This window comes from Streptomyces sp. NPDC054796 (assembly GCF_053611545.1).
The window spans coordinates 48,827-66,272 of the sequence record NZ_JBSHAO010000035.1; the positions used below are offsets into that span (position 1 = coordinate 48,827).

Consider the following 17,446-nt stretch of genomic DNA (forward strand, 5'->3'; position numbering starts at 1 on the left):
CGGCAGGCGGCAGCACTCCGTCCGGAAGAAATCTTAGCCCTGAAGAGATACCGACATGACCCACATGCCCGGACCCTCATGACCTGCGGCACAGCTCCATGTTCGGCGGCGCCGCGCACGGCAGATGCCCGTGGGTGGCGACGATGTTCTGGCCGCTGCCGTTGATGAGGAAGTCGAGGAAGCTGGACGCGAGCGAGTCGGCGGGCGGCTGCCCGTAGGTGTAGGCGTACTCCGTCTCGTGGTACGGGTACCGCTTCTCGGCGACGGACTCGGGGGACGGGGCACGCCCGTCGAGGCTCACCCGGCGCATGCCCTTGAGCTGGTCCGCTGCCCGCAGCTCGGAGTACCCGAGCGCGCCGGGCACATCCGCGACGGTGCTCAGCACCCGCTCGGTGCTGTTGAGTTCGCACCGCGTCACGCGCGCCCCTGGGTCGTCCTTGTGCACGCAGTCCCTGGCCGTGTGCGGGGGCTCGTTGCCGTCGAGCACCCGCCGCTGGAAGACCTCGCGCGTCCCGGAGTCCGCGTCACGGCTGACCAGCCGGACCGGCAGATCGGCTCCGCCGACCTCCTTCCAGTTGACGATGTCGCCCCGGTAGATGCGCCGGACCTCCTCCAGGGACAGGTCCTTCACGCGGGCCCGCTCGTTCACCACCAGCGTGAAGACGGACACGGCCACATAGCGCTCCCGCAGCTTCGGGAAGCTGTCCGGCTTGGCGCCGTCCGAGAGCGTGACGTGCGCGGGCGCGCCGCCCTTCGCCTTCTTGCCCGCCTCGTCCAGCGCCCAGAGCCCGGTGCCGGTGCCCCGCGCGTCGACGGTGACCGTCGCGCCCGCGCACTCCTTCTCGTACGCGGTGCCCACCTCCTCCAGCACCGGCGCGAACGCCGTGGACCCGGTGACGGTCAGCGCGCCCTCGGCGCAGCCGACGGGCGGCAGCGTGCGGTCGCCCAGCGTCAGCACGACCGGCTCGGCGACGAGCAGCAGCGCGAGGAACGCGACGAGGCCCAGCACCCGGTTGCTGGGGCGCGGCTGCCTCCGGTTCCGCTTGACGGCGCCTTCCCTGAGCCCGCCGTTCACGGTGACGGAGCGGCCGACGCCGGAGCCGGTCAGGAGCACCAGCAGCTTGTAGCTCTCGCCCCTGTTGAGGGGGACCTTGGGCACGTGGATGACGTTGGAGTCGTGCCGCAGCCCCGCGCGGGGGCTGAAGTGCGACATGAGGTGCGGCGAACTGGGCTCGGTGACCGCGACCCCCGTCACCGTGCGCTCGGTGAACGTGACGGTGAGGCCGCTCAGTTCGCGTGAGGTGTAGTCCTCGGTGCCGACGGCGCGCAGCCCGTCGTTCTCGATGCGCAGCAGCACCAGCGACGCGTCCGACATCTCCGGGGCCTCCCCGAAGAGCCCGAGCCGCACGTCCGCCTGCCCGTTCTGCGCGTCCCCGCCGATGAGCGTGTCCATCTGGACGCGGTAGCCGATGCGCTTGAGGCCCGGCATCAGCCGCTCGTAGGCGAGCACGCCGACGGTCCCCAGCACACCGAGCGCGGCCAGCACGTTCTCCGGGCTCAGCCAGTCCAGCCACTCCATGGTCATCGCCCCCGCTGTTTCGCACATCTGACCGGAATGTGCGGTCAAGTGTGCGTGTACGGGGCGGTGCTGTGGGGCGTGTCCCGGAGCCGTCGTCGGATGTTCGCCCGGTGTTCAGCGGGGGCGTGGGCGGAGGGGGTGCCTCCGGGGTGGAGCGGCGGCCTCCGGGGGCGGATGGGAGTCAGTCCTTTTCCAGCCAGCCTTCGTGCTCCGCCGCGAGCGCGTCCAGGGCCGACGGCTCGTAGCGCCCCTCGGGTCCCTCCAGCACCACCAGCCACTGCGCGTCCTCCGCGTCGTCCTCGCCCGCCAGCGCCTCACGGATCACCTGCGGCTCCTCGGGGGCACCGAGCGTGTCCACCACCGCCTCGGCGACCTCCTCCGCCGCTTCACGGTCGGGCAGCACCAGAATGTGTCGTACGTCAGTCACCCCGGCATTCTCCGTGAAGCGGTGCGCCGGGGCGGGGAGGGGGCGGGTCCGGCAGGGGCGCCGGGGCGGTCAGCGGGGACTGTCAGCGGGGCGTGGGATGCTGGAGCGCGATGGCCAGCCGTGAGACACCCCGCAAGAAGCAGACCGACGACCCGCTCGCGCCCCTGACGCTCGCGGTGGGGCAGGAGGAGCTGCTGCTCGACCGCGCCGTGCGGCAGATCGTCGAGGCGGCCCGCGCCGACGACGCGGACACGGACGTGCGCGATCTCGCCTCCAGCGACCTCCAGCCCGGCACCCTCGCCGAGCTGACGAGCCCGTCGCTCTTCGCCGAGCGCAAGGTCCTCGTCGTGCGGAACGCGCAGGACCTGTCGGCGGACAGCGTCAAGGACGTCAAGGCGTACATCGCCTCGCCCGTCGAGGAGATCCACCTCGTCCTGCTGCACGCGGGGGGCGCCAAGGGCAAGGGCCTGCTGGACGCGGCCCGCAAGGCGGGGGCGCGCGAGGTCGCCTGCCCGAAGATGACCAAGCCCGCTGACCGCCTCGCGTTCGTACGGTCCGAGTTCCGCGGCCTCGGCCGCTCCGCGAGCCCCGAGGCGTGCCAGGCCCTCGTGGACGCCATCGGCAGCGATCTGCGCGAGCTGGCCTCGGCCTGTACGCAGCTCACGGCGGACGTCGAGGGCACGATCGACGAGGCGGTCGTCGCCCGTTACTACACGGGCCGTGCCGAGGCGTCGAGCTTCACCGTCGCCGACCGCGCGGTCGAGGGCCGCGCCGCCGAGGCGTTGGAGACGCTGCGCTGGGCGCTGGCGACGGGGGTGGCCCCTGTGCTGGTCACCAGCGCGCTGGCCCAGGGCGTCCGCGCCATCGGGAAGCTGGCCTCGGCGCCGCGTGGGGCCAGGCCCGGGGATCTCGCGCGGGAGCTGGGGATGCCGCCCTGGAAGATCGACCGCGTGCGGCAGCAGATGCGGGGCTGGTCGGGGGACGGCGTCTCGACGGCCCTGCGGGCCGTCGCCGCCGCCGACGCGGCGGTGAAGGGCGGCGGCGACGATCCGGAGTACGCCCTGGAACAGGCCGTCATCACCATCGCCCGCGCCGCCCGCTCCCGCTGACGCCCCTACGGGGCGCCTTTCGCGGTATGGCTGGCGCCGTCCCCCGCCCGCCGGCCCGCGCCGACTCGCGCCCGACGCCCTGCGCCGTGACGGCCGGGTCACCACTTTCCACTGAGGCGACCGGGCCACACTCTGCCCGCCGCGACGGCACCCTTCCTCCCGCTGCGGTGGCCGGGCCACCCTCTTTCCGCCGCGACGGCGAGACGCGGGATGGCGTGGTCCGGCGGTGCGGGTCCGGCGTCGGCCGGTGGTGCGGCGCTTCGCGCTGCGGCGGCGCGTCGTTCTCTTCCCGCTGAGGTGGCCGGGCCACCCTCTTTCCGCCGCGATGGTGGGATGCGGGACGGCGCGCTCCGGCGGTGCGGGTCCGGCCTCGGCCGGTGGCGTCGGCGCCGGGTGCGGGTGATCTTCGTGCCGCCGGACCCTCCGGGTGGGGGCAAGAGGGGGCGGGCCCGTGCCGCCTCGTACGCCGGGCCCGGCGACGCAGGGGCCTCGGGGCAGCCGCCCCGTGCCCGGGAGGCACCCGGCATCGCAGAGGTGCCGCGGCCGCGCGCCGTCGCGGCGGGGAGAAGGGGCGGGCCACCGCCGCCCCGCATCGGAGGGGCGCCCGGGGCAGCCCAGGGGCCACCCCGGGCAAGGCGAAGGCCCCGGCGGCGCCTGGGGAAAGGCGGCCACCGGGGCCTTCGGCTTCGTTTCAAGTGATCGCGAAGCGATCCACCGCACCCGCGTGGCGAACGCAGGCCGCGTGCGGTGTGTGCACATCGTCAAGCGGCCGGTACGGAGCGGAGTGAGAGGGCCCGCCCGTGGTCGTACCGACCGGATCCCGGGGGATCCGTTACGCGGGTCAGCCCTTGAGGGAGGAGACCTTCTGCGCCAGGGCCGCCTTCTTGTTGGCGGCGTTGTTCTTGTGCAGAACACCCTTGCTGGCGGCCTTGTCGAGCTTCTTGGCCGCGACGCGCTGCGCCTCGGTGGCCTTGGCCAGGTCACCGGCGGCGACGGCCTCGCGGGTACGACGGATCGCCGTCTTCAGCTCGGACTTGACCGCCTTGTTGCGCTGGCGCGCCTTCTCGTTGGTCTTGATCCGCTTGATCTGGGACTTGATGTTCGCCACGAAAGAGCCTTTACAGGTTCGGTGTAATTCCGTTTCGTGCCTTCCGCTTCCGGAGCTGATCAGGTGTCGATCCAGTCCAGGGGGCACAAGGCACAGTGAGCCAGGCTACCAGCAGGCCCGCTGGCCCTCCCAATCCGGTCGGAGGCCCTCGCGCATGGGACCATGGGAGCGACCAGCGATCCAGGAGCGCCCGCGCTTCCAGCCGAAGACCCGACAGACCCGACAGGACCTTGCGTGCCCGCGACCCCTTCGAACGTGCCGGAGCCGAGCCGTACCGACCCGGCGTTGATCCGTAACTTCTGCATCATCGCGCACATCGACCACGGAAAGTCGACGCTCGCCGACCGGATGCTCCAGCTCACCGGGATCGTCGAGGAGCGGCAGATGCGTGCCCAGTACCTCGACCGTATGGACATCGAGCGTGAGCGCGGCATCACGATCAAGTCCCAGGCGGTGCGGATGCCCTGGGCGCCCTCGGACGGCAAGGACGTGCCGCACGTCCTGAACATGATCGACACCCCGGGCCACGTCGACTTCACCTACGAGGTGTCCCGTTCCCTCGCCGCGTGCGAGGGCTGCATCCTGCTGGTGGACGCGGCGCAGGGCATCGAGGCGCAGACTCTCGCCAACCTCTACCTGGCGATGGAGCACGACCTCACAATCATCCCGGTCCTCAACAAGATCGACCTGCCCGCGGCGCAGCCCGAGAAGTTCGCGGCCGAGCTGGCGCACCTCATCGGCTGCGAGCCCGAGGACGTGCTGAAGGTCTCGGCGAAGACCGGCGAGGGCGTGCGGGAGCTGCTGGACGAGGTCGTCAGGCAGGTCCCGCACCCGGAGGGCGTCGCGGACGCGCCGGCCCGCGCGATGATCTTCGACTCGGTCTACGACGCGTACCGCGGCGTGGTCACGTACGTGAAGGTCGTCGACGGCATGCTCAGCAAGCGTGAGCGCATCAAGATGATGTCCACGGGTGCCACCCACGAGCTGCTGGAGATCGGCACCAACTCCCCGGAGATGACCCCTGTCGAGGGGCTCAGCGTGGGCGAGGTCGGCTATCTGATCACCGGCGTGAAGGACGTGCGCCAGTCCAAGGTCGGCGACACCGTCACCCGCCTCGCCAAGGGCGCCGAGAACCCGCTGCCGGGTTACAAGGACCCCAAGCCGATGGTCTTCTCGGGGCTGTATCCGCTGGACGGCTCCGACTACCCGGAGCTGCGCGACGCGCTGGACAAGCTGCTGCTGAACGACGCGGCGCTCACCTACGAGCCGGAGACCTCGGCCGCGCTCGGCTTCGGCTTCCGCGTGGGCTTCCTGGGGCTGCTGCACCTGGAGGTGATCAGGGAGCGGCTGGAGCGCGAGTTCGGCCTGGACCTGATCGCCACCGCGCCGAACGTGGTCTACCGCGTCGAGATGGAGGACGGCTCCGAGCACGTCGTCACCAACCCCAGCGAGTTCCCGACGGGCAAGGTGGACACGGTCCACGAGCCGATGGTCCGCAGCACCCTCATCGCGCCCAGCGAGTTCGTCGGCGCGATCATGGAGCTGTGCCAGACCCGTCGCGGCAACCTCCAGGGCATGGACTACCTCTCCGAGGACCGCGTCGAGCTGCGCTACACGCTGCCGCTCGCCGAGATCGTCTTCGACTTCTTCGACGCGCTGAAGTCCAAGACGCGCGGCTACGCCTCCCTGGACTACGAGCCGACGGGCGAGCAGAGCGCCGATCTCGTCAAGGTCGACATCCTGCTCCAGGGCGACAAGGTGGACGCCTTCTCCGCGATCGTCCACAAGGACAAGGCGTACGCGTACGGCACCCGGATGGCCAACAAGCTGCGCGAGCTGATCCCGAGGCAGCAGTTCGAGGTGCCCATCCAGGCCGCCGTGGGCGCCCGCATCATCGCCCGCGAGACCGTCCGCGCGATCCGCAAGGACGTCCTGGCGAAGTGCTACGGCGGTGACATCTCCCGTAAGCGGAAGCTGCTGGAGAAGCAGAAGGAGGGCAAGAAGCGGATGAAGGTCGTGGGCCGGGTCGAGGTCCCGCAGGAAGCCTTCATCGCGGCGCTCTCCACCGACGACGGCGGCGACGCCAAGGCCAAGAAGTAAGCACCAGAGCCGAGAAGCAGGCACCAGAGCCGAGGGGCGACGGGCGGCACGGCGGTCACGGACCGTCGCGCCGCCCGTTCTCCGTTCCGGGCCGGTACGGGCGGGCCCGGGTGGGCACGGGCGGAAACGGTGCGTGGTGGCCCTGTGACGATCGGGCGGTGATCGGAGTTTCACCCTCAGCAGCCCCCTTACGTGAAGGGGCAACGGCCTCTAGGCTGACGCTGCTCCATAGTTACTCGTGAGTCACCAAGCAAGTCACCAAGCAAAGGTGCTGGGCCCCGGAGGATGTCGTGAGCGACACACAATCCCTGATCGAGAACCGGCCGCCCTCCGTGGCGACACTCTTCCTGGAGAGGGTCGAGGCCACCCCGGAAGCGCCGGCGTACCGGTATCCGGTACCGCCCGCCTCGGGCGAGGGCCCCGACGAATGGCACTCGTACACCTGGAGCGAGGCGGCCCGTCGGGTCTTCGCCATCGCGGCCGGGCTGATGGACCTGGGCGTGCGCCCGGAGGAGCGGGTCGCGATCGCCTCCGGCACCCGCGTCGACTGGATCCTCTCGGACCTGGGGATACTCTGCGCGGGCGCGGCCACCACCACCGTCTACCCCAGCACGAACACCGGGGAGACGGCCTTCATCCTCGCCGACTCCGAGAGCCGCGTCCTGATCGCCGAGGACGCCACCCAGTTGGCCAAGGTCCGCGAGCACCGCTCCGAGCTGCCCCGCCTCGACCACGTCGTCCTCATCGAGGAGGGCGATCTGGACGCGGCGGGTCCGCAGCACGGCGATCCGGAGGGCTGGGTGCTCTCCCTCGCCGAGCTGATGCGGCGCGGTGACGCGTATCTGGAGAAGAACCCCGACGCGGTCAGCGACACGGTGCGCACGCTCCGCGCCGACCAGCTCGCCACCCTCATCTACACCTCCGGCACCACGGGCAAGCCCAAGGGCGTCCGTCTCCCGCACGACTGCTGGTCCTACATGGCCAAGGCCATAGCGCAGTCCGAGCTGGTGACCAGCGAGGACGTGCAGTACCTGTGGCTGCCGCTCGCGCACGTCTTCGGGAAGGTGCTCACGGCCGGACAGATCGAGGTCGGCCACGTCACCGCAGTGGACGGGCGCATCGACAAGATCATCGAGAATCTCCCCGTCGTCCGGCCGACCTACATGGCCGCCGTGCCGCGGATATTCGAGAAGGTCTACAACGGCGTGGCCGCCAAGGCGAAGGCGGGCGGCACCGCCAAGTACAAGATCTTCCAGTGGGCCGCAGGCGTCGCCCGCGAGTACGCGAAGGTCACCCAGGACAACTTCCGCCGCACCGGCAGCAGGACGGCCCCCGCCGGGCTCAAGGCCAAGCACGCGGTCGCCGACCGCCTCGTCTACGCCAAGCTCCGCGAGGCGTTCGGCGGGCAGTTGCGGGCCTGCGTCTCGGGATCCGCCGCGCTGGCCCCGGACATCGGCTACTTCTTCGCGGGCGCCGGAGTGCACATCCTGGAGGGCTACGGCCTGACGGAGTCCAGCGCCGCCAGCTTCGTGAACCCCGGCGAGGCGTACCGCACGGGCACCGTCGGCAAGCCGCTGCCCGGGACCGAGGTGCGCATCGCGGAGGACGGCGAGATCCTGCTGCGTGGCCCCGGCATCATGCAGGGCTACCACGGGCTGCCGGAGAAGACGGCCGAGGTCCTGGAGGACGACGGCTGGTTCCACACCGGCGACATCGGCGAGCTGTCGGACGACGGCTATCTGCGCATCACCGACCGCAAGAAGGACCTGATCAAGACCTCGGGCGGCAAGTACATCGCGCCCGCCGAGGTCGAGGGCCAGTTCAAGGCGCTGTGCCCCTACGTCTCCAACATCCTGGTGCACGGCGCCGACCGCAACTTCTGCACCGCGCTGATCGCCCTCGACGAGCCCTCCCTCATGGCCTGGGCCGCCGACCAGGAGGGGCTGAAGGGCAAGCCGTACGAGGAGGTCGTCCTCTCGGAGCAGGTGCGGGAGCTGATGGACGAGTACGTGGAGCAGCTCAACGCCACGCTCCAGCGCTGGCAGACCGTGAAGAAGTTCCGCGTGCTGCCGCGCGATCTGGACATCGAGCACGGGGAGCTGACGCCCAGCCTCAAGCTCAAGCGGCCGGTCGTGGAGCGCGAGTACAGCGCCCTGATCGAGGAGATGTACGCGGGCACGCGCGAGGCGTAGCGCGGTCGTCCTGGGCGCCGCACGACCGGCCCTGCCCGCGGATGGCCCGTGGGAAGGTCAGTGTGCGGCGCCCACGTCGCGCTGTAGTTCGCGCAGCGCGTCGGCCATCCGCGCCACGTCCCGGGCCAGCTCCCCGGGCCCCGCCCCGGCCTCGTCGCCCCCGTCGGCGGACCCTGGCCCTTCGTCGCCGCTCCGGTGCGCCGTGGGCCGCTTGTGCTCGGTGAGCTGCCGCTCGACCGCCTCCAGCCGCAGCGCGAACTCGCCGAGCCGGTCCCGCTCGCCCTCCAGGAGGCGGCGCAACTGCCGGTTCTTGCGGTGCAGTTCCAGGAAGACCGAGACCTTGGTGCGCAGCACCCACGGGTCGAAGGGCTTGGTGAGGAAGTCCGCTGCGCCCGTCGCGTAGCCGCGGAAGGCGTAGCCCGCGTCGGTGGCGGACTCGGCGCCGGTCAGGAAGATGATCGGCACGTCCTTGGTCTGGTCGAGCCGCTTGATGTGCGCCGCCGTCTCGAAGCCGTCCATGCCGGGCATCAGCACGTCGAGCAGGATCAGCGCGAACTCCTGGCGCAGCAGCGACTTCATCGCCTCCTCGCCGGAGGTCGCCCGCACCAGCGGCACGTCGAGCGCGCCCAGGACGGCCTCCAGCGCGACGAGATTGTCCTCCATGTCGTCGACGAGGAGGATGGCCGCCTCGTCGGTGGTGTGCGTGTACTCCATAGAGTCGGGCGTCATCGCTGCCTCGTAGAGGGTTGTGGATCGAGAAGATCGAGCACGGTGCTCAGCAGCCGGTCGGTGTCGACGGGCTTGGGCACGTAGGCCGACGCGCCCGCCGACAGCGACTGCTCGCTGTCGCCCGGCATGGCCTGCGCCGTGAGCGCGATGATGGGCAACTGGGCGAAGCGGACGTCGGCGCGCAGGGTGCGGATGGTCTCGTAGCCGTCCAGCTCCGGCATCATGATGTCCATCAGCACCAGGTCCACATCCGGATCCCGCTCCAGTCCGGCCACGCCCTCCAGCCCGTTCTCCGCATAGCGCACGGACATGCCGACGCGGCCCAGGACATGGCTCAGCGCGAAGACGTTGCGGATGTCGTCGTCGACGACCAGGACGCGCACACCCGGCAGCACCTCGGCCGCGCGGCCCTGCTGCCAGACGGCGAGGCTGCGCACGGAGTCCGAGTCCGCGTCCCCGCCGGCCCCCACGGACTCGCCCGGCGCGTCCGCGTCGTGGACGCCCTCGCCAGGGGGGCTGCTCGTGGCCGGTCCGGGGCGGTGCGAGTCCAGCCGCTCGTCGAGGTCCGCCGGCAGCCCCGGCACCCGGGACTCGCGCAGGTCCCGGAACTCGCGGGGCTCCCACGCCGTGCTGGCGCGCGACGGCTGCCGCTCGTGCGGTTCCTCGCCCCGTATGCCGTCCGTGGCGCTCTGCGCGGGGGCGCGCGTCGGCAGGTAGAGGGTGAAGGAGCTGCCCTCGCCCGCGACGCTCTCCACCTCGATGCGGCCCGACAGCAGCTCGGCGATCTCCCGGCTGATGGAGAGGCCGAGCCCGGTGCCGCCGTAGGTGCGGTGGGTGGAGCCGTCGCCCTGCTGGAATGCCTCGAAGATGCGCGACAGGCGGTCGGGCGGGATGCCGATCCCGGAGTCGGAGACGGTGAAGGCGATCAGCTCCCCGCCGTTCTCCTCGCAGGGCGCGACGTGCAGATCGACGCGGCCCTCGGCGGTGAACTTGAAGGCGTTGGAGAGCAGATTGCGCAGGATCTGCTGGATGCGGCGTTCGTCGGCGTGCAGCTCGGACGGCGCGTTCTCGGCGACGGAGACGGCGAAGGCGAGGCCGCGGTCGAGGGCGAGCGGGCGGAAGGTGTCGTGGACGTAGTTGAGCAGCGCCATCAGCGGCACCCGCTGCGGACGCACGTCCATCCGGCCCGCCTCGATCTTCGACAGGTCCAGCACGTCGTTGATCAACTGGAGCAGATCGGTGCCCGAACGGTGGATGGTCTCCGCGAAGCGCACCTCCTCGGGGGAGAGATTGCCCGCCTCGTTGTCCGAGAGCAGTTGGGCGAGGACGAGCAGGGAGTTGAGCGGCGTGCGCAGCTCGTGCGACATGTTCGCCAGGAACTGCGTCTTGTACTGCGAGGAGGCGGCCAGCAGCGCCGCCTTCTCGGACAGCTCGGTGTTGGCCCTGATCGTGTTCAGCGCGACGCCCATCGTGTGCGCGAACTGGTCGAAGAACGCCAGGTGGATGTCGCTGAACGCGCTGAACGAGGCCAGCTCGACGACGCCCAGGAGACGGTCCTGGTACAGCACGGGCAGGATCACGACGCAGGCGGGCGAGGACGCGCCCAGCCCCGAGGTGATCGGCAGATACCCGGGCGGCACCTCCGTCAGCAGCACCCGCCGCTTCTGCTCGGCCACCTGGGAGATCAGCCCGTGGCTGGGCGTACCGGCCCGTGGCCGGGAGCCGGGCTCGTACGTCGCGTTGCCGTACCCCGCGACATAGGACAGGCGCGCCGGATCCGGCGGGATCTCCGCCTCCGGGCTCTCGGCGAGGAAGAGGGCGCCGAACTGCGCGTCGACCAGGGGCGGCAGCTCCCGCATGATCAGCTCGGCGACGTCCCGCACATCGCGGCGGCCCTGCATCAGCGCCGCGAGCCGCGTGATGTTCGACTCCAGCCACTCCTTGGCCTGGGTCGTCTCGCGCAGATCGGACACGATCTGGTTGACGGCCTCGGCCGCGTCGCGCCAGCTCCCCGAGAGGCCGCGCAGGGTGGTGTGCTGGCCGTGGTGCTTGCCGCCCTGTCTGCGCCCGCCCTCGCTGTCGTCCTCCATGGCGGCGCGGGTGACCTCGCTGGTGAAGAGCGAGAGCTGGTCCGTCATACGGTTCACCGTGCGGCCGAGGCGGCGCAGTTCGCCGCGCAGGGGGCGGCGGCCGTCGTAGAGCTGGACGCGCTGGGAGAGGTCGCCGTCGGCGACGGCGGCGAGGACGCGGGTGGCGTCGGCACGCGTGATGAGCAGCGCGTCGAGGAGCGCGTTGACGGCGTGCACCGAATCGGTCCACGCCCCCTGTCCGGGGCTGGCCTTCAGCCGCTCGTCGATCCGCCCGTGGCGCAGCAGGCCCTCGCGGACCCGCTCCAGCTCCAGGGAGTGGTGCTCCTGACGGGAGGCGATCTGGTTGACGGTCTCGGCCAGCTCCGCGTGTATGCCCAGGCGGAAGGCGTCGTCGGGGTGGACCCGGGCGCGGAAGTCCCCGTCGCGCAGCGCGCGCAGGACGCCGAGGACGGGGAGGAGTTCCGCCGCGCACACACCGGTTCCCTCCGGTGCAGCGGCTGCGTCTGTGGACATGCGGGGCCCACCACTTCCGTAACTCGGTGCGTATGAGCGAGCCCAGTCTGTCACCCTTGCGGTACTGCGCTGGGCGCAATGACAGAACTCTTGGGGAGCTGCACGTGGGGACGATGATGCCGACGCAGCGGGGGGTGGCGACCGAGGTGACCGGCGGCGAGACGCGGCAGGTACCGGCGGCGCGGACCGAGCTGCCCGGCAACGCGCTCGCGGCTTCGGCGGGCCGGACGTTCGTGCGCGCCGCACTGGCCGAGTGGGGACTCGGCGGAGCGGTGGCGGACGACGCGGTACTGCTGGTCAGCGAGTTGGTGACGAACGCGGTCGTGCACGCGGGCACGGCCGTCGGTCTGGAGTGCCGCCAGGAGGGCGGCAGCTTCGTGGGTGAGGTCTCGGACCGGCACCCCACCCGCGCCGTGGAGACGCGGGGCGGGGACCTGCCGGACGACGCGCCGGGCGGCGTACCGGACACGGCGCGCACGGAGGGGAAGGGGGAGCGCGCGGGTGTGCGCACCGGCGCGGACGGCGGGAACGGCACGAGTTCCGGTGGGAACGGTGCGGGTTCCGGTGGGGACGGCACGGGCGGCGGGGGCGGGGCAGGCCGTGCCGCCGCCGTGACGGACGACGGCACGGACGTGAGCGTCTACGGCCACGGCCTGCGGCTCGTCGCGGCCCTCGCCGAGGAGTGGGGCGTCACCTACCGGCGCGACCGCAAGACCGTGTGGTTCAAGCTCGCCGTGACCGGCCAGGGGCCGCGCGCGGACGACATGGGCAACGGCCGGGCCGTCCTCGACCGCTACGGCAACTGGTCGGGCCTCAGCCTCACCGGCATGCTCGCCCCCTCCACGGCGGCCTCCGCCGGATCAGAGGCCGCCACCGGCGCCGCGACGGTCACCGGAGCCGAACCCGTGCTCGTCAGCCACAGCGCCCTCTCCTTCCTCGCCGAGGCGTCCGACTTCCTCGCGGGCCAGACGGACGAGGACAAGGTCGCCTCGCTGTCGGGGCAGTTGCTCGTGCCGCGGTTCGCCGACTGGTGCGCCGTATGGCTGGAGGGCGCGGACGCGATGGCTCCGCCCCGGCTGGCCCGCGTCTGGCACTCCCAGGAGAACCGGATCGAGGAACTGCGCACTGAACTGGAGAAGAACCCGCCGGACTCCTCCAGACAGGTCCTGCCGGGTCAGGCGGTGCCCTGGCCCTGGCCCGGTGAGGCATCCGCCTACGGACCCGGCGGCGCGGCCGTCGCCTGCCGCCTCATCGTGGGCGGCCGGGCCGTGGGCACGCTGGCCATCGGGCGCGCGGGGCTGCTGCGGATCTCCGAAGAGGTCATAGGCATCGTCGAGGACTTCTCCCGGCGCGTGGCCCTCGCGGTGCTCGCCGCCCGCCGCTACACGCGGCAGGCCACCATCAGCAAGGTGCTCCAGCGCGGTCTGCTGCCGAGCGGCGAGGTCGTGATCCCCGGCATCGAGACCGCCGTCGTCTACGAACCGGCGGGCGAGGGCTCCTGGGCCGGGGGCGACTTCTACGACTTCTTCGAGGTCGAGGAGGGCCGCTGGCGCTTCGCCCTGGGCGACGTGTGCGGCAACGGCCCCGAGGCCGCCGTCGTCACGGGGCTGGCCCGGCCCGTGCTGCGGTTGCTCGCGCGTGAGGGGTACGGGGTGCCGGAGGTTCTGGACAGGCTGAACCGCGAAGTGGGCGAACAGGCGCGCTTCCTCTCCCTGATCTACGGAGAGCTGAGGTCTCTCGGACCGGAGGGCGGGGGCGGGGTCGAGTGCACCGTCGTGTGCGCGGGGCATCCGCTGCCGCTGGTGCGCGAGGTCTCGGGGGAGGTGCACGCGGCTGCGCTGCCGCAGTTGCTGCTCGGTGTCGTGGACGAGGTCTCCTACGACAGCCAGACCTTCACGCTGCTGCCGGGCGAGACGCTGCTGTGCGTGACGGACGGGGTGACCGAACGCCGCTCAGGGCAGCGCCAGTTCGACGACGAAGGGGGCCTTGCCTCGACGCTCTCGAAGCACGGCGCCCGCGACGCGGCGACCACGGCCGAACTCCTCCGCCGCGCGGTCCACGGCTTCGCCGCCGACGCCCCCACGGACGACCTGGCCCTGATGGTCCTGCGGGCGCGACAGGGATAGGAAACGGTGGGTTGCCGCGTCACGCTGGTGTGCCCCTTCACGGGGTGCGGGGTGATGGCCACACGGGGTGCCCGGTTCTTGTAGGGGTGCGCCTTGGCTGGTGCCCCTTGGGGGTTCGTTCGCGTGTTGGGGGCCGGTGGCACGGGTTGTGCCCACCCTCCCCCAGCTACCGCTGGGAGGTGCCCCCTCGCCAGCGGGACGATTGCCCACAACATTTGGCGCCGTCGCCCTGCGGTACGGGGCCGGGTGCGGGCCGGTGGCTTCGGCGCGGCGTATGGACCGGTAGTACGCGGCTGGCGCCGCGTGATTCTGGGTTGCGACCGTGGTTATGGGGTGCCTGAGTGGTGGGGGTCGGCGCCGCGCTGGGGTGTCTCCTCGGCGTGAAGGTCTCGCGTTCGGCTTCTCGCCGGTGACTTGCTCGACCTGCGGGGACACCCCACCACGTCCCCTCCCACCCGGTGGCCAACTATCGGCCGGTGTCCCCTCCGCTTGTTGCCATGCTGTGGACCGGTGCCGTACCGGAGGGGCTCCGCCCCTGTCGGGATAGCTGACGGCGGCGGCTCACCACCCTTGTTGTGGGCAATCGTCCCGCTGGGCGAGGGTGGGCACAACCTGTGCCACCGGCCCGCAGTCGCGCAAAGACCCCCAGGGGGCACCGGGCTGCGCACCCCCGACAGGGGGAGTTGCGCGGGACGGTCGGCCCGTGAAGTGGGGACCGTAGGTCCCGCGCTGGTTTTCGTGCCCCTGCACGGCGAGGAGGCGCACCCTGCGAAGGGGGGTGGGCCCCGGCCGACCCGGAGTGGAGGTGGGCCACCGGCGGGACGGGGACGCGGTGGGGTGTCCCCGCAGGTCGAGACGAACGACGGCGGAAAGCCGAAAACGAAAGCTTCACGCCGAGGAGACACCCCGGCGCGGCACCGGACACCCCGCACCCACGCGCCCACAACCACGGCCGAAACCCGGAATCACGCGGCGCCAGCCGCATCGCACCGCAACCACACGCCGCGCCGAAGCCACCGGCCAGGCAGCCGAACACGGCGCCAAGCCACACGACGCCGCCCCCGTGACGCGGCACAAAAATCAGCGCGGGACCCTACAGTGCGCACCACACCGGCCGACCGTCCCGCGCAACACCCCCGTGAAGCGGCAACCCCCCGTTTCCTTCCGCAGCCCCGCGAAGGGGCCGTCAGTCGACCAGGTCGCGGACCACCGCGTCGGCCAGGAGGCGGCCGCGCAGGGTCAGGACCGCGCGGCCCTTCTCGTAGGGGCCACGTTGCAGCAGGCCGTCCGACAGGGCGCGGTCCGCCGCGCGGGCGCCCTCGGGCGCGAGGAGGGAGAGGGGGCAGCCCTCGGAGAGGCGGAGTTCCAGCAGGATGCGTTCCACGCGCCGGTCCTCCGCGGACAGGAGTTCCCGGCCCGCGCCGGGCGAGCGCCCTTCGGTCAGCGCCTGCGCATACGCCCCGGGATGCTTGACGTTCCACCACCGCACCCCGCCCACATGACTGTGCGCCCCTGGCCCGGCCCCCCACCAGTCGGCACCGGTCCAGTACAGCTCGTTGTGCCGACAGCGCGCCGACGCGTCGCCGTCCGTCGCCCAGTTGGAGACCTCGTACCAGGTGAGCCCGGCGGAGGAGAGGATCTCGTCGGCGATGAGGTAGCGGTCGGCGTGCACGTCGTCGTCCGTCATGGGGACCTCGCCGCGACGGATGCGGCGGGCGAGCTGGGTGCCCTCCTCGACGATGAGGGCGTAGGCGGACACGTGGTCGGGCCTGGCCTCCAGGGCGGCGTGGAGGGAGGCACGCCAGTCGTCGTCGGACTCGCCGGGGGTGCCGTAGATCAGGTCGAGGTTGATGTGCCGGAATCCGGCGGCGCGTGCCTCGGCGACGGCTTCCTCGGGCCGCCCCGGGGTGTGCGCCCGGTCCAGGACGCGCAGCACGTGCTGCCGGGCGCTCTGCATGCCGAAGGAGACGCGGTTGAAGCCCGCCTCGCGCAGCCGCTCCAGGGAGCCGGGGGTGACGGACTCCGGGTTGGCCTCGGTGGTGATCTCCGCGTCCGGCGCGAGGCCGAACTCGTCGCGGATCGCCGACAGCATCAGCCCGAGGTCCTCGGGCGGCAGCAGGGTGGGCGTGCCGCCGCCGACGAAGACCGTGTCCACCTGCCGGGGGTCGTCGCCGAGGACCTTGCGCGCGAGGCGGACCTCCTCGGCGACGTGCGTGGCGTAGTTGTCTCGCGAGGCGAGCGCGCCGCCGGATCCGCGCAGCTCACTGGCGGTGTAGGTGTTGAAGTCGCAGTAGCCGCAGCGGGTGGCGCAGTACGGGACGTGGAGGTAGAAGCCGAGGGGGGCGGCGGGCTCGGCGGCGAGGGCGCTCGCGGGCAGCGAGCCGTCCTCGGGCATGGGCTCGCCATCGGGCAGTGCGGAGGGCATACGTCCATTGTCCGGTACGCGCGGACCGTAAGCCGCGCCTGTGCCGCACGGCGAAGCGGAACCCGCCCGTGACCTGCGCGGAGCCCGCGTCGGGCTCCGCGCCCGTCAAGCGGAGGCGGGCCCGCCCACCGTCACATGGTCGATGAGGTGCTCGACGCGCCCCAGCAGATCGGGTTCCAGATCGCGGTAGCTGCGGACGCTGCCCAGGATGCGCCGCCAGGCGGCACCCGTGTTCTCCGGCCAGCCCAGTGCGCGGCACACGCCGGTCTTCCAGTCCTGCCCCTTCGGCACCCGGGGCCACGCTTCGATGCCCACGGAGGCGGGCTTCACCGCCTCCCAGATGTCGATGTACGGGTGGCCCACGACCAGCACGTCCTCGCCCGTGACCCGCTCCGCGATGCGGGATTCCTTCGAGCCGGGCACGAGGTGGTCGACCAGTACGCCGAGGCGTGCCTCGGGGGAGGGACCGAAGGCTTCCACGATCGCGGGGAGGTCGTCGACGCCCTCCAGGTACTCCACGACGACGCCCTCGATGCGCAGGTCGTCGCCCCACACCTTCTCGACCAGCTCCGCGTCGTGCCGTCCCTCCACATAGATCCGTCCCGCGCGTGCCACCCGGGCCCGCGCGCCCGGCACCGCCAGCGAACCGGAAGCCGTGAGCCTGCGCCCCGTCGGCCCGGAGGCGCCCCCGGGCCCGGAAGCGGAGCCGCCGGATGAGGCGGAGGCGGCAGAGGCGGCGGCCGTGGGCCGTACCAGCGTCACCGGCTTCCCCTCCAGCAGGAAGCCGCGCGGCTCCATGGGGAAGACGCGGTGCTTGCCGAAGCGGTCCTCAAGGGTGACCGTCGGGCCCTCCGCCGTCTTCTCGCACCGGATCACCGCGCCGCAGAAGCCGGTGGTGACCTCCTCGACCACGAGGTCGGGCTCCGCCGGAACCTCGGGGACGGGCCGCCGCTGCTTCCACGGCGGCGTCAGATCGGGGCTGTATCGCTTGCTCGGACCGCTGCGCATGCGCTCATTCTTCACGGCCTCTTCAGCCGTCCGCGAACCG

The 17,446-nt window shown here is 71.9% G+C and carries 10 protein-coding genes and 1 pseudogene; 4 read left to right on the plus strand and 7 right to left on the minus strand.

The window, feature by feature from the left end; all coding sequences use genetic code 11:
- Nucleotides 1-76: 76 nt before the first annotated feature.
- On the minus strand, nt 77-1,606 hold the full coding sequence (locus ACWGJ2_RS26190) for a substrate-binding domain-containing protein (protein WP_453348678.1): 1,530 nt from the start codon (nt 1,604-1,606) through the stop codon (nt 77-79).
- 154 nt (nt 1,607-1,760) lie between these two features.
- Complete coding sequence (locus ACWGJ2_RS26195) at nt 1,761-2,006, minus strand: hypothetical protein (protein WP_453348679.1); 246 nt, start codon at nt 2,004-2,006, stop codon at nt 1,761-1,763.
- Between the two features lie 110 nt (nt 2,007-2,116).
- Between ACWGJ2_RS26195 and holA the strand changes: the two genes are divergently transcribed.
- Nucleotides 2,117-3,115 carry a DNA polymerase III subunit delta gene (gene holA, locus ACWGJ2_RS26200; RefSeq protein ID WP_453348680.1) on the plus strand — a complete coding sequence of 333 codons (999 nt, stop codon included), beginning with the start codon at nt 2,117-2,119 and terminating at the stop codon, nt 3,113-3,115.
- 841 nt (nt 3,116-3,956) lie between these two features.
- Here the strand turns inward: holA and rpsT are convergent.
- Complete coding sequence (gene rpsT, locus ACWGJ2_RS26205) at nt 3,957-4,223, minus strand: 30S ribosomal protein S20 (RefSeq protein WP_453348681.1); 267 nt, start codon at nt 4,221-4,223, stop codon at nt 3,957-3,959.
- Between the two features lie 234 nt (nt 4,224-4,457).
- Between rpsT and lepA the strand changes: the two genes are divergently transcribed.
- Both lepA and ACWGJ2_RS26215 read left to right on the plus strand, forming a co-directional pair.
- Nucleotides 4,458-6,323 carry a translation elongation factor 4 gene (gene lepA, locus ACWGJ2_RS26210; protein ID WP_453348682.1) on the plus strand — a complete coding sequence of 622 codons (1,866 nt, stop codon included), beginning with the start codon at nt 4,458-4,460 and terminating at the stop codon, nt 6,321-6,323.
- Nucleotides 6,324-6,613: 290 nt separating this feature from the next.
- Nucleotides 6,614-8,515, plus strand: a complete 1,902-nt coding sequence (locus tag ACWGJ2_RS26215) for an AMP-dependent synthetase/ligase (RefSeq protein WP_453348683.1) — start codon at nt 6,614-6,616, stop codon at nt 8,513-8,515.
- Nucleotides 8,516-8,572: 57 nt separating this feature from the next.
- Here ACWGJ2_RS26215 and ACWGJ2_RS26220 read toward each other — a convergent pair whose 3' ends face one another.
- Together ACWGJ2_RS26220 and ACWGJ2_RS26225 are read right to left on the minus strand one after the other, a co-directional pair.
- A complete protein-coding gene (locus ACWGJ2_RS26220; RefSeq protein ID WP_453348684.1) occupies nt 8,573-9,244 on the minus strand; it encodes a response regulator in 672 nt (223 codons plus the stop codon).
- A pseudogene (locus ACWGJ2_RS26225) lies at nt 9,241-11,256 on the minus strand (hybrid sensor histidine kinase/response regulator); the annotation flags it as partial. The gene ACWGJ2_RS26220 and the pseudogene ACWGJ2_RS26225, both read right to left, overlap by 4 nt.
- A gap of 704 nt (nt 11,257-11,960) precedes the next feature.
- Here ACWGJ2_RS26225 and ACWGJ2_RS26230 point away from each other — a divergent pair.
- Complete coding sequence (locus tag ACWGJ2_RS26230) at nt 11,961-13,973, plus strand: SpoIIE family protein phosphatase (protein WP_453348712.1); 2,013 nt, start codon at nt 11,961-11,963, stop codon at nt 13,971-13,973.
- A 1,186-nt stretch (nt 13,974-15,159) separates the two neighbouring features.
- Here the strand turns inward: ACWGJ2_RS26230 and hemW are convergent.
- Together hemW and ACWGJ2_RS26240 are read right to left on the minus strand one after the other, a co-directional pair.
- Nucleotides 15,160-16,398: a radical SAM family heme chaperone HemW gene (gene hemW, locus ACWGJ2_RS26235; RefSeq protein ID WP_453348685.1), complete on the minus strand. Its 1,239-nt coding sequence runs from the start codon at nt 16,396-16,398 to the stop codon at nt 15,160-15,162.
- A gap of 105 nt (nt 16,399-16,503) precedes the next feature.
- Nucleotides 16,504-17,406, minus strand: a complete 903-nt coding sequence (locus ACWGJ2_RS26240) for a DUF3097 domain-containing protein (RefSeq protein WP_453348686.1) — start codon at nt 17,404-17,406, stop codon at nt 16,504-16,506.
- Between the last annotated feature and the right edge of the window lie 40 nt (nt 17,407-17,446).